Source organism: Streptomyces yangpuensis (assembly GCF_001005295.1).
GTDB classification, from domain to species: Bacteria; Actinomycetota; Actinomycetes; order Streptomycetales; family Streptomycetaceae; genus Streptomyces; species Streptomyces yangpuensis.
This window is the reverse complement of record NZ_LBMK01000003.1, coordinates 414,413-427,202: the sequence shown is the minus strand read 5'-3', so window position 1 is coordinate 427,202 and position 12,790 is coordinate 414,413. Positions and strand designations below refer to the sequence as shown.

The 12,790-nt window shown below is 74.6% G+C and carries 10 protein-coding genes and 1 riboswitch; all 10 genes read left to right on the top strand.

Going from position 1 to position 12,790, the window contains the following annotated elements:
• Positions 1-165: 165 nt before the first annotated feature.
• A riboswitch (cobalamin riboswitch) is annotated at positions 166-353 on the top strand.
• Positions 354-583: 230 nt separating this feature from the next.
• Positions 584-1,819, top strand: a complete 1,236-nt coding sequence (locus AAT21_RS17235) for an ABC transporter substrate-binding protein (RefSeq protein ID WP_235438901.1) — start codon at positions 584-586, stop codon at positions 1,817-1,819.
• Positions 1,820-1,827: 8 nt separating this feature from the next.
• Complete coding sequence (locus tag AAT21_RS17230) at positions 1,828-2,937, top strand: FecCD family ABC transporter permease (protein ID WP_079025847.1); 1,110 nt, start codon at positions 1,828-1,830, stop codon at positions 2,935-2,937.
• Positions 2,934-4,004, top strand: coding sequence for an ABC transporter ATP-binding protein (locus AAT21_RS17225; protein WP_046777753.1), 1,071 nt, complete (start codon positions 2,934-2,936; stop codon positions 4,002-4,004). The genes AAT21_RS17230 and AAT21_RS17225 overlap by 4 nt, the downstream gene beginning before the upstream one ends.
• Positions 3,998-4,720: a (2Fe-2S)-binding protein gene (locus AAT21_RS17220; protein WP_046777752.1), complete on the top strand. Its 723-nt coding sequence runs from the start codon at positions 3,998-4,000 to the stop codon at positions 4,718-4,720. Before AAT21_RS17225 ends, AAT21_RS17220 begins: the two co-directional genes overlap by 7 nt.
• Positions 4,717-5,277, top strand: a complete 561-nt coding sequence (locus tag AAT21_RS17215; RefSeq protein ID WP_046777751.1) for a DUF7676 family protein — start codon at positions 4,717-4,719, stop codon at positions 5,275-5,277. Before AAT21_RS17220 ends, AAT21_RS17215 begins: the two co-directional genes overlap by 4 nt.
• Before the next feature lie 537 nt (positions 5,278-5,814).
• Complete coding sequence (locus AAT21_RS17210) at positions 5,815-6,561, top strand: VOC family protein (RefSeq protein WP_046777750.1); 747 nt, start codon at positions 5,815-5,817, stop codon at positions 6,559-6,561.
• Positions 6,562-6,681: 120 nt separating this feature from the next.
• Positions 6,682-8,421, top strand: a complete 1,740-nt coding sequence (locus AAT21_RS17205) for a sensor histidine kinase (protein WP_235438900.1) — start codon at positions 6,682-6,684, stop codon at positions 8,419-8,421.
• Positions 8,418-9,092, top strand: coding sequence for a response regulator (locus AAT21_RS17200; RefSeq protein WP_046777749.1), 675 nt, complete (start codon positions 8,418-8,420; stop codon positions 9,090-9,092). Before AAT21_RS17205 ends, AAT21_RS17200 begins: the two co-directional genes overlap by 4 nt.
• A gap of 288 nt (positions 9,093-9,380) precedes the next feature.
• On the top strand, positions 9,381-10,157 hold the full coding sequence (locus AAT21_RS17195; protein ID WP_046777748.1) for an ABC transporter ATP-binding protein: 777 nt from the start codon (positions 9,381-9,383) through the stop codon (positions 10,155-10,157).
• A gap of 94 nt (positions 10,158-10,251) precedes the next feature.
• Positions 10,252-12,790 (top strand): ABC transporter permease (locus AAT21_RS17190; protein ID WP_046778416.1); only part of this gene is annotated, 2,539 nt, incomplete at its 3' end.

Sequence of the window (12,790 nt, the reverse complement as noted above, 5' to 3'; positions counted from 1 at the left end):
GCGCCAACATTCTCAGAGCCCCGGGCCCTTCCGGCCACCAGTACACGAGCCGCTACCGCACACGAGTGACGCCGGCACGCGGATGGACGCCGCATCCCGTCGCCGCGGGGCACCTCTGGGCGACACCTCCTGTGGCTGGTCGCACAGTTGTGGGTCTGGCGCGGCCGTGGCCGGTTCTGCGATGCTTCCGTCCGTCAAGCGACGGCGGAACGAGGAAGCCGGTGAGATTCCGGCACGGTACCGCCACTGTGTAGGGGGAGTAACTCCGCCATGGCCACCGCCCCATCCTGGGGTGGGAAGGCCGGAGAAGCGTTGATCCCGAGTCAGGAGACTCACGCCGTCGCACCTCGATGTACGGGGCGGATTTCCCCAGGAGAGGCGGTGGCACTCGTGTGCCTGCGTACGTATGGCGGCAGCTCTGCGCTGCCCGTGGCCCGTCGGGGCCGACCTGCCCGGCTTGACGCACGGGCCCGTTCCCTCGGGTTCTGACGACCTCCTTCCTCAGCGGGTCCCTTCCCGTACGCCGCATCACGCGCCCCGGAGTGCCGGTGCGCGCTGTCCACGCATGCCACCAGGAGTCACCTTGTCCGTACGATCCGTCACGCCCGGGCGGCGTCAGGCCGCCGCGGCGGCATTCCTCGCTGTCGCTCTCACCCTCACCGCGTGCGGCAGCGACGCCGGCCCACCCGCAGACGCCAGGGACCGGGCCGCCGGGGAGGACTGCATCAAGGACTTCGACCCGGCCAAGGACTATTTCCCGGTCAAGTCGACGGTGAGGCACGCCAAGAACTTCACGCTCCGGTACGAGAAGAGCTACCAGGTCCTCACCGTCAACGAGCCTTTCCCCAAGGGCAAGCCCGAGTCGTACGTGCTGGTCAAGTGCGGTGCGCCGAAGCCGAAGCTGGACGGGGAGCTGGCGTCCGCGCACACCGTCACCGTGCCCGTGAAGAGCCTGTACTCCGCCTCCACCACCCACCTCCCGCTGCTCACCGAGACCGGCACGCTGGACGTCCTGACGGGGGTGGCGAGCACCGCGAACATCTCCTCCGCGCAGGTGATCGAGCGGGTGAAGGCAGGGAAGGTCACCGAGTACGCGAAGGACCGGACCCTCAACGCCGAGACGGTGATCGGTGCCAGGCCGGACGTGCTGATGACCCAGGGCACCGACGACCCGCAGTACCCGAAGCTGCGCCAGGCGGGCATCGCCGTGATCGCCAACGCCGAGTGGCTGGAGGCCAGTCCGCTCGGCCGCGCCGAATGGGTCAAGGCGATGGCAGCGCTCACCGGTGCGGAACAGCGCGCCGGCGAGGTGTTCGACACCGTCGAGGGCGACTACCGGAAGGTCGCCGAGAAGGGCGCGCAGGCGGTGAAGGAGGGGAAGCCTGTCGAGGTGCTGCCCGGCACCATGTACCAGGGCACCTGGTACATGCCGGCGGGCGGCAGCTACGCCGCCCAGCTGATCAAGGACGCCGGCGGCACGTACCCCTGGGCCGGGGAGGCGGGCACCGGCAATGTGCAGCTGAACTTCGAGGCCGTGTACGCCAAGGGCGGCCAGGCCCCGGTCTGGATCGCCGACCAGAAGTGGAAGTCCGCCGCCGACGCGGTGAAGGCCGACAACCGGTACGGGGAGTTGAAGGCCCTCTCCGGCGGTGCGGTCTGGACGAACACCAAGGCGCTCGGCCCCGGCGGCGGCAACGACTACTTCGAGCGCGGTGTGCTGCGCCCGGACCTGGTCCTCGCCGACCTCTTCGCGCTGATGCACCCGGACCAGGCGAAGGACCACACCTTCACCTTCTACCAGCAGGTACCCAAGGCGTGACGACGCACATGACAACCGCGCCGGCCGCCGCCCCGGATGCCTCCGATGCCCCGCAGGCGGGACGGGCGGGACGGGCGGGACGGCGGCGCCTGGCCGTCGTCCTCGTCCTCGCGGCCGGCACCGCGGCGCTGTTCGTCCTCACCATCGCGACCGGCTCCCACCGGGTGCCGGTCGCGGAGGTGGTGCGGATCCTGTTCGGTGGCACCGCCGACGACCCCCGGTGGACGGTGATCGTCGAGCAGGTCCGGCTGCCCCGCGCGCTGACCGCCACCGCCGTCGGCGCCGCCCTGGCAGTGGCGGGCGTGCAGATGCAGACCCTGTTCCGCAACGCGCTGGCCGATCCGTTCTCCCTCGGGGTGAGTTCGGGCGCCAGCATGGGCGTCGCCGCCGTGGTCGTCGGCACGGGCGGAGTCGCCGGAAGCTTCACCGGAAACCTGGCCGGCCTGGGGCGCCTGGGCGTCGTCCTCGCCGCCTCGCTCGGCGCCGCCGCCGTACTGGCCCTCGTCCTGCTCCTCTCGCGGTGGGTGCAGTCGGCCGTCACCCTCCTCGTCATCGGCGTCATGATCGGCTCGGCGGCCACCGCGGTGGTCGGAGTGATGCTCGTCTACGCCCGGCCCGAGCGCGCCCAGCAGTTCGTCATGTGGGGCCTGGGCAGCTTCAGCGCCACGACCTGGCCCGACCTCCACGTCATGCTGCCCGTCATCGGCGCGGGCCTGCTGACCGCGCTGCTGTCGGCCAAACGCCTCAACGCCCTGCTGCTCGGCGAGGACTACGCCCGCACCATGGGGCTGAACGTCCGCCGAAGCCGGGATCTGGCGCTGCTCGGCACCTCGCTGCTCGCCGGCGCCGCGACCGCGTTCTGCGGACCCGTCGCCTTCCTGGGCCTGGCTGTCCCGCACCTGACCCGGGTGGCGCTGGGGACCTCGGACCACCGGGCGCTCATCCCCGCGTCGATGCTCGCGGGAGCGTTTCTCGCGCTGGCATGCGCGCTGCTGAGCCAGCCGCCCGGCACGGACTCCGTCCTGCCTCTCAACGCCATCACCTCACTGTTCGGCGCCCCCGTCGTCATCGCGTTCCTGATCCGCAGCCGTCGCGGCGTACAAGGAGTGGCCTCGTGACCGACACCATGACCGAACCCGTCAAGGACACGACCGGCGGACCGGACCACCCCGGTGGCCTGGCCACCCAGGGGCTCGCCGTCGGCTACCGCACCCGGTCACCGCGCCGACGGGGAGCCGGCCGGGCCGTGCTGTCCGGGCTCGGCCTGGAGGCACGGGCCGGTGAACTGACCGTACTGCTCGGGCCCAACGGCGCGGGCAAGTCCACGCTGCTACGGACCCTGTGCGGGCTCCTGCCGCCGCTCGACGGCCGGATACGCATCGGCGGGGCCGACCTTGCAGACCAGCCGCCGGCCGCTCTCGCCCGACGGCTGGCCGTCGTACTGACCGACCGCGTCGACCCCGGGCTGCTGTCCGTACGGGAACTGGCCGGGCTCGGCCGCCACCCCCACACCGGGTTCACCGGCCGCCTCACGGCCGCGGACCACGCGGCCGTCGAGTGGTCGCTGAAGGCGGTGGGCGCGGAACATCTGGCGGACCGGCCGGCCGCCGAACTCTCCGACGGCGAACGCCAACGCGTCCTGACCGCACGCGCCCTCGCCCAGGAGCCCGAGGTGGTGCTCCTCGACGAGCCGACCGCCTTCCTCGACGTGCCTTCGCGCGTGGCCCTCACCGTGCTGCTGCGCGACCTCGCCCGGGACAAGGGCCTCACCGTCGTGGTCAGCACCCACGACCTGGAGCTGGCCCTGCGCGTGGCCGACGCCGTCTGGCTCGTCGACCGCGGCTCCCGCGTCCACGCGGGAGCGCCCGAGGACCTGATCCGCAGCGGTGCCGTCGCTGCCGCCTTCGACGCCGACCACCTCGCCTTCGACCCGGTCTCCGGGAGCTTCGGACTGCGCCGCACCGCGCGGGCTTCCGTAGCGGTGGACGCGGCACCCGATGTGCTGCCGCTCCTCGAACGGGCCCTGGCCCGGGAAGGACTGGCCGTCACGGACCCGGGCGCCCAAGACGTGCCCACACGGGTGACCTGCGACGAAAACGACTGCCTCACCCTCACCGGACCGGACGGGCAGGTCGTCCACACCCGCAGCTTCCACGAGCTGACACGAACGGTACGGACATGGTGAGCGCCGTCATCGCCCCCGCCGCCCTGGCGCGGGTCTCCGGCATCGGACCGTACTTCGCGGTGGCCACCGGGGCCCGCCCTGTGGGCGGCGGTTTCCGGCGGCTGGCGGAGCTGTACGGCGACTCGGACGCGCTGGCTGCGTGCCTACGGGTCGTCGCCGAGCGGCTGGGCACCGACCAGCCGCGGGTGGCCGCGTCCACCCTGCACCTGGGCACCGCCTCCCGGCTCTGGTCGATCGCCCTGGCCTGCGCCGCACTCACCGGCCGCGTACCCGACCTGGGTCCCGACCGGCTGTGGTGGCGCCTGCCCGCCTCCGGCCCCCTCGACCTGTGGCTGCCCGACCCGCGGGAGGTGGACCAGGAGCCGCTCCCGGCCCTGCACCACACCGTCGCCGTCCAGAACCTGGCCCCCTGGGCCGAGGCCGTACGGCGAGTGTCCGGCGTCTCCCCGCACACCCTGCGCGGCAACGCCGCATCCGCGCTGATCGGAGCCCACCGCGCCCTGCTCTCCAGGGAGCCGCACGCCCCGTACCCCGTAGTGCCCCTCGTCCGGGGGCTGCTGGACCGCCCGCCGCTGGCGGGCGCCGGCACCTGCCGCACCACCACCCCCGACGGGCCGCTCGCCTTCCGGCGCCGCAGCTGCTGCCTGTACTACCGCGTACCGGGCGCGGGCACCTGCGGCGACTGCGTCCTCAACCCCAAGGAGAAGACCCCATGACCACCACCGAGCCGACCGTCATCGAGACCCCCGGCGGCGGCACCCAGCACGTCTGGCCCCTGCCGGTCGACGAGGCCACCCTCCTCGACCTCGTCACCACCGTCTTCACCGACCACTGGCAGCACATCCACTTCGGGCCCCTCATCGAAGGCGCCGCCTGGGAGGTCGGCGCCCCCTGCGCCCCCACAGCCATCACCATGAACGACGGCTACGCCACCATCGACTTCGGCGCCTGGCACTTCCACCTGTGCATCGGCGAGCACACCGCCTCCGGCCCCGAACTCGGCCGCATCCGCCGCTGCTCCCGCGCCGAGCTCTACCGCAGCGTCGGCTCCGACGGCGCCCCCGTCAGCTGGGGAGCCCGCCTGTTCAACGGCCGCGACGAGCAGATGATGACCGTCCTGCTGCCCAATCCGTTCCTCACCGACCGCCAGGACATCCTCGACACCCCCGACTTCACCCGCCTCGCCGCCTGGGACGCCCTCCGCGACCGCTTCCTGGGCCTCTCACCCGACCCCCTCGACCGCACCGGCAAGGGCTTCCGGCACAGCGGATGAAGCAGCGGCAGCCATGGGAGGAGCTGAACATGCTGCTCTCCACGTCGATGCCACCCTGTGTGTGCCGCCGCCCTGCCCCGCAGACTGCTGACGGCGAGGGGACGGGCCAGGACGACGAGCGCGGCGCACAGGGGCTTGGTATCCGATCGCCCCGCCGAACATACGGAGCGTGACCGGCGGGCCCGCGGGTCCGGTTGTCGTCAGGGGAGCGGCAGCACACCGACGGGGAATTCGCGCGCCGAGAACCTCGGCCCGGCTCGGCGGAAAACCCGTGCTGGTGCGCTGCCACCGGCTCGCCGACAGTCTCCGGCATGGTCCGGCGTGGCCTGCCGGGTCCGGCGCGTTCCGCCGGCGCGCGGCCGCGTCAGCGTGTCGGCGTGGGGGTGGGCTGTGGCGCCACGAGGATGTGGCGGACGTTGCCCGGGAGCTGCCGCGAGTACCGTGGGAGGGGCATCCGGGCCGCACCGGCGGATGGGGATGACAGGCGTGTCGACATCGAGTCACGAAACATTCGGCGCACCCTGCTGGGTGAGTCTCATGGCCCGCGACGTCGGTGCCGCCCAGGCCTTCTACAGCGCGGTCCTCGGCTGGCGCTTCGGCGGCGACCGGCTCGGCGGGGGCTTCGCCGTGGGCTTCAGCGACGGGATCCCGGTGGCGGGCCTCGGTGCCGTGCCCGACGGTGTCACCGTCCCCGTCGCCTGGACCCCGTACTTCGCCGTCGACGACGCCGACGCCACCGCCTCACGCATCCTGGAGCGCAGCGGGACCGTCGCCGTCGGCCCCCTCGCCTTCGGTACCGGACGGGCGGCGCTCGCCTCCGACCTCGACGGCGCGGTCTTCGGGATCTGGCAGGGCGACGCCATCCCCGACTGGGGTATGGGCGGCGAGGCCGCGCCGGCCTGGCTCGAACTGCGTACCAGGAACGCCTTCGACGCCGCCATCTTCTACGGCGAGGTCCTGGAATGGGCCTGTGCCCAGGCCGGGTGCTGCGAGGTCGCCTATGTGGAAGAGGACAACCGCATCCTGCTCCGTCATGGGGGCCGTACGGTGGCCCGCCTGCACGGCGGTACGCTCGCGCAGGCCCCCGACCCGGGACTGCGGCCGCGCTGGCAGGTCCACTTCCGGGTGCCCGACCTGGAGACCGCGGTGAAGGCCGCGACCGGGCTGGGCGGCAGCACCGTGTCCGTGGCGGACTCCGGGCCCGGCCCCCACGAAATCACCCTGCGGGACCCCGAAGGCGCGCTCTTCGGCATCGTCGGGCCGGACGACTCCGTGCCCTACTGATCCGCGTCCCCTCCACGTGGGTGCGGCCGTCCCCCGTCCCCGCCCTCTGTCTTTCAGCAGAGACACGGATCAGCCGCAGGGTCCATGCCGACGCGGAATCCGGCATCGATACTGGTCGGCGTGGTCCCCACCAGCCCTTCTCCCCGCCCCGCCCGCGTCCGCCCGGTCGCGGAGCCGGCCGTCATCGGCCTCGTCGGCCTCGTCGGCCTGGGCGTGTACGGGGCCGTCGGCCACCTCGGGTTCCTGCCGTACCCGCTCCCGCAGCTCGTCGTCCTCACCGCGGGCACCGGGCTGTTCGCGCTGCGCCGCCGGTGGCCGCGGGCCGTGCTCCTGACGCTCGCCGCGCTGACCGGACTCGTACCGGCCGTCGGTCCCGTCACGGCGGCCGCCGCCTACTCCGTGGCCCGCCGGACGGCCGAGCCGCGCCGGCGGGCCCGGCTGCTCGCCGCCGCCGGGGGCCTCCTCGTGGTCTGCGCGACGGTGGCCGGCCCGCGGCTGGGCCCCGGGTCGGCGGCGTACGGGCTGGCCCTCGGCCTCGTGCTCGCGCCGGCCGCCGTGATCGTCCCCGGTCTGGTCGGCACGGCGCAGGGGCAGCAGGGCCGGCTGCTGCGGGCGCTGCGCGAGCGCGGTGACGCGGCGGAGCGGGCCCGCCGGCTGGCCGACAGCGAGGCCCGCACCCACGAGCGGTCCCGCATCGCCGCCGAGATGCACGATCTGGTGGGCCACCGGCTCAGCCTGGTGTCGCTGCACGCCGGCGGGCTGGAACTGGCCCTGGAACGGGCTGCCCCGGAACTGCGCGAGGAAGCCGTCCTGGTGCGGCGCACCACCCGCGACGCCATGCGCGAGCTGCGCCAGGCGCTCGGTGTGCTCGGGCCGCTCGCCCGCGACACCGGGCCCGACGCGCTGACCGACGCGACCGGCACCCGGGCCGACATCGAGGCCCTGGTCGCGCAGTCCCGCGACGGGGGCATCGCGGTACGCCTCGACTGGACGGGCCCGGACCTCGACGCCCGCCCCGCGCCGGTCCGCCGGGCGGTGCACCGCGTCGTACGGGAGGCCCTGACCAATGTGCACCGGTACGCGGCGGACGCGCACGTCACCGTGACGGTCGTGCACGCCGGCGCACAGGTACGGGTCACCGTGCGCAACGGGGCGCGGCCCGGGCCGCCGACGCCGGTGGAGGAGCTGGGCACCGGACGCGGCCTGACCGGACTGCGCGAGCGGGTGGAACTGCTCGGCGGGACGTTCGAGGCGGCGGCCGCGCCGGCGTCCGGCGGGTTCCGGGTGGACGCTGCCGTGCCGACCGAGCCCACCGAGCGGGCCGAGCCGGCCGAGTCGGCCGAGCCGGCCGGCGACCTCACCCCCGGCCGCTCCCCCCGCGGCGGCGGCCCGGCCGGCCCCGACCCCTACGAAACGGCCCCGGCCGGCCCCGACCCGTACGGAACGGCCCCCGGCGGCGTGGGCCCCGACGGGCGGCGGACCGCCGAGGTGCTGACGCTCGGCTTCGGGCTGGCGGCACTGTCCGCGCTCATGGTCGTCGGGACCGCCTTCGTGTACGCCGCCCAGCCGTCCGGCCGCTCCGGCCCGGCCCCGCTGCCGCGCGTCGGCATGACGTACGGGGAGGTGGCGGGGCTCGGCGTGCAGGACAACGGCGCGGTGCGGGCCGCGGCCACCGGCCACGAACCGCCGCGCCCGGCCGGTACGGCCGGCTGCGTCTACCCGTTCAACGGCGCCACCGAGCGGCGCCCCGGCGGCCTGCTCATCGCCCGCTACTGCTTCGACGCCGCCCAGCGGCTGATCGCCATCGACCGGTTCGACGTCCCGTCGGTCCGCGACGCCACACCCTGGGAGATCCCGTGACCGCGCCCGACCGTCCCCTCCGCGTCCTGCTCGCCGACGACGAGACGATGATCCGGCACGGTGTCCGCCTGATCCTCCGGCACGCGGGCGACATCGACGTCGTCGCCGAGGCCGCCGACGGACGGCAGGCCGTCGAGCTCGCGGCCGCCCACCGGCCCGACGTGGCACTGGTCGACATCCGGATGCCGGTGTGCGACGGCCTGGCCGCGATCGCACCGCTGCTCGCCCTCGATCCGGCGCCGCGTGTGGTGATGCTGACGACGTTCGGCGACGAGGACAACGTCCTGAGGGCGCTGCGGGAGGGCGCCGCGGGCTTCCTCCTGAAGGACGAGGGACCGCAGGAGCTGATCGGCGCGGTGCGGGCGGCGGCCGCCGGCGACTCCGTCCTCTCCCCGGGCGTGACCGGTTCGGTGATCGCCCGGATGCTGCGCGGCGACCGGGACGGCTCCGGACCGGGGCCCGGGGACGAGCGGATCGCGCGGCTCACCGTACGGGAGCGGGAGGTCCTCGCGATGCTCGGGGAGGGGCTGGCGAACCAGGAGATCGCCGACCGGCTCGGCATCGGGATCGGCACGGTGAAGACACACGTGGGCGCGATCCTGGAGAAGACCGGCTCGGCCGGCCGGGTGCAGGCGGCCCTCCTCGCCCACCGCACGGGCCTGGCCTCCTGACGGCCGCCCGGCCCAGGACGTCCGCCTGACCCCGGACCTCCGCCTCCGCCTCCGCCCTCCGCCTCGGCCCTCCACCCTCCACCCTCTGCCCGAAGACGGAGGCGGCGCCTCCGCGGCTGTGCCCGAAGACAGAGGGGACGGGCCCGGCCCCCTCCCTCCGACAGAGCTCGACTCCAGCCTCCAGCAGGATGTTTACGCAGGTCAGGGCCGTGAGCATGGATGCGTCCCCGGTCCGCCCGCCCTTTGGGGCGCGGACCGAAGCAGCTCGCACCCGAGGCGGAGTCCCCTATGTCGCAGCCCTCTCCCTGCCCCGAACCGGCCGCCCGCGCCACCGCCCTGACCAAGGTGTACGGAAAGGGGGAGACCCGGGTGACCGCCCTCGACGCGGTGACGGTCGACTTCGCCCGCGGCAGGTTCACGGCCGTCATGGGCCCTTCCGGCTCCGGCAAATCCACGCTGATGCACTGCCTGGCCGGGCTGGACACGGTCAGTTCCGGCTCCGCCCGCATCGGCGGCACCGAGCTGTCGTCGCTGACCGAGAGGCAGCTGACCGCCCTGCGCCGGAACAAGGTGGGTTTCGTGTTCCAGGCCTTCAACCTGATGCCCACCCTGACCGCGCTGGAGAACATCACGCTTCCGCTGCGGCTCGCCGGACGCCGGCCCGACGCCGCCTGGCTGGACGCCGTCGTCGCCACCGTCGGGCTGGCCGGCCGGCTGGGCCACCGCCCGGCCGAGCTCTCCGGCGGACAGCAGCAGCGGGTCGCCGTGGCGCGGGCGCTGATCTCCCGGCCCGAGATCGTCTTCGCCGACGAGCCGACCGGGAACCTCGACTCCCGCTCCGGCGCCGAGATCCTCGGCTTCCTGAGCGACTGCGTACGGGAGTTGGGGCAGTCGGTGGTGATGGTCACCCATGACCCGGCGGCCGCCTCGTACGCGGACCGGGTCCTGTTCCTCGCCGACGGCCATGTCGTCGACGAACTGCACGAGCCGTCCTCCGCGGCCGTGCTCGACCGGATGCCCGCGTTCGAGAGCGGGAGCCGCGGCGCGGGCCGCCACACCCGCTGACCCCTCCGTACCCGCCCGTACTCACCCACCGCACACCGCACACCGCGCATCCCGCACCCCTGCACCCCTGCACCCCGCACCCCGAAAGCTCCCCATGCTGCGAACAGCCCTGCGCAACGTCCTCGCGCACAAGGCCCGTCTGGCCATGACCGTCCTGGCGGTCTGTCTCGGTGTCGCGTTCGTCTCCGGCACCCTCGTCTTCGCCGACTCCTCCGCCGCCGCCCACCGCGCCGCCGCGTCGAAGAGCTTCGCCGGCATCGCGGTCTCCGTGACCCCGAGGCACTCCCCGGACGCGCCACCCGGCGAGGACCCCGCGGGCGTCCTGGACGACGCGCTCGTACGCAAGCTGGCCGCCGTACCGGGTGTCGCCTCCGTACGGCCCGCCGCCGACGGCTCGGCCACGCTGTCCGCCGCGGACGGCACCCCGCTGCGGGCGGGCCGGGCCCGGGCGAACCTCGGCGCCGCCCACGTACCGGACGGGAACGGCGAGGACGGGCGGTATCCGCTGGCCGAGGGCCGCGCTCCGCGCAGCGGCGAGGAGATCGCCGTCGACAGCGGCACCGCCGCCGCCGGCCGCCTCCGCCTCGGCGACCCGGTCAGGCTGGCCACCGACGGGCCGGTCATGACCAAGCGGCTCGTGGGCATCGTCGCCACCGAGGACACCCGGGTGACCGCGGGCGGCACCCTGGCCCTGTTCGACCGGGCCACCGCCCAGCAGCTGTTCGCCGCCCCGGGCCGGTACACCGGGATCGACCTGACCGCCGCGCCCGGCACCGGCCAGGCGGAACTCTCCGCCCGGGTCGCCGCCGTGCTCCCCGCCGGCCGGGCCGAGGCCACCACCGGCGCCGCCCAGGCCGCACAACAGGCCCTGTACGTCGACACCGTGACGCGGGGCCACACCAAACTGCCGCTGGTCTTCGCCGGGGTCTCGCTGTTCATCGGCTCCTTCCTCATCGTCAACACCTTCACGATGCTCGTGACCCGGCGCACCCGCGAGATCGCCCTGCTACGGGCGATCGGCGCCTCCCGCCGCCAGGTGGCCGGCTCCGTGCTCGCCGAGGCGGCGCTCCTCGGTCTCGTCGCCTCCGCCGCCGGCTTCCTGCTCGGGCTCGGCGTCGCCGCCGTGCTGCCCGGGCTGCTCGGCACCGCGCAGGACGCCCTGCCCGAGGGGCCGTTGGTGATCGGCCCGCGGCCCGTCGTGGCGGCGCTCGGCGTCGGCGTGGGCGTCACGGTGCTCGCCGCGTGGCTGCCGTCCCGCAGGGCGGCGAAGGTCGCGCCGGTCGAGGCGATGCGCTCGGTCCAGCAGCCGCCCTCCGCCGCGCGCTCGCGGATCCGTGCCGCCGCGGGGCTGAGCCTGCTCCTCCTCGGCGCGGGGCTGCTGGTGTCGCTGAGCGGGGCGAAGGACGCCTCGGCGCAGAACCTCCAGGACGCGATGCTCGCCTGCGGCGTCCTCGTCGTCGCCCTGATCGTGCTCGCGCCGCTGCTGGCCGCACCGGTGATCCGGCTGGCGGGACGGCTGACCGGCCGCTTCGGGGCCGTCGGCCACCTCGCCCGGGAGAACGCGCTGCGCGACCCGCGGCGCACCGCGGCCACCGCCTCCGCCCTGATGATCAGTACGGCGCTGGTCGCCGGGCTCGCCGTCGTCGGGAACTCCACCGCGCAGGCCCTGGACCGCCAGGCCGCCGCGGGACTCGGCGCCGACTACGTGATCGGCACCCGCACCCCCACCACGGGCATCGACCCGGCCGCCGTCGAGCGGGTCGCCGCCACCACCGGGGTGCGGACCGCGGCGGCCATCGCGGACGTGTCGCTGTTCACCGGCGGCGGGGTCCGGCAGATCGCCGGCGTGGACCCGGCCGCCGTGGACGCGGTCATGAGGCTCGACTTCACCGACGGTTCCGCGAAGGAGCTGGGGCCGGGCCGGATCGCCGTCTCCTCGGCCCTCGCCCGCGAGCAGGGCGTCGGCGCCGGTGACCGCCTCGACGCGCACATCGGACGCGGCCGGGACCCGCGCCCGTACACGGTCGTCGGCGTGTACCGCGACAACCCCGTCGCCGGCGACGCGCTCGGCGACCTCGGCGAGGTGCGCAGCGCCGGCTTCCTGCCCGGCTCCGCCCAGCGGATCCTCGTACGCACCGAGGACGGCGGTGCCTCCGACGCCATGCGCAAGCGGCTGCGCGCCGCCGTGGGCGACAACCCGCTGCTGAAGGTCCAGGACCGGGCGGCCCTCGTCCACGAGGCCGCGGGCAGCGTCGGCGAGTTGCTGACCCTGATGTACGGACTGCTCGCGACCGGCGTGGTGATCAGCGCGCTCGGCATCGTGAACACCCTGGCCATGTCGGTCTCGGAACGGACCCGGGAGATCGGCGTGCTGCGCGCCATCGGGATGGACCGGGCCGGAGTCCGGCGGATGATCCGGCTGGAGGCGGTGATCGTCGCCGCCTTCGGCACCCTGCTGGGGCTGGCGGGCGGGGTGTTCAGCGCCTGGGCGGTCGGCTCGCTGGCGAACGGCGCGATGGCGCAGTACGCGCTCGTGCTCCCGTGGGGGACCCTGCTGCTGGTGTGCCTGCTGTCGCTGGTGACCGGCGCGGCCGCGGCGGTCGTCCCCGCCCGCCGGGCGGCGGCGCTGAGCC

Bases quoted from the DNA above. Each gene is read 5' to 3' on its own strand.
- AAT21_RS17230 (WP_079025847.1), top strand. From the start codon at position 1,828: ATGACAACCGCGCCGGCCGCCGCCCCGGATGCCTCCGATGCCCCGCAG.
- AAT21_RS17220 (WP_046777752.1), top strand. From the start codon at position 3,998: ATGGTGAGCGCCGTCATCGCCCCCGCCGCCCTGGCGCGGGTCTCCGGC.
- AAT21_RS17215 (WP_046777751.1), top strand. From the start codon at position 4,717: ATGACCACCACCGAGCCGACCGTCATCGAGACCCCCGGCGGCGGCACC.
- AAT21_RS17210 (WP_046777750.1), top strand. From the start codon at position 5,815: ATGGCCCGCGACGTCGGTGCCGCCCAGGCCTTCTACAGCGCGGTCCTC.
- AAT21_RS17195 (WP_046777748.1), top strand. From the start codon at position 9,381: ATGTCGCAGCCCTCTCCCTGCCCCGAACCGGCCGCCCGCGCCACCGCC.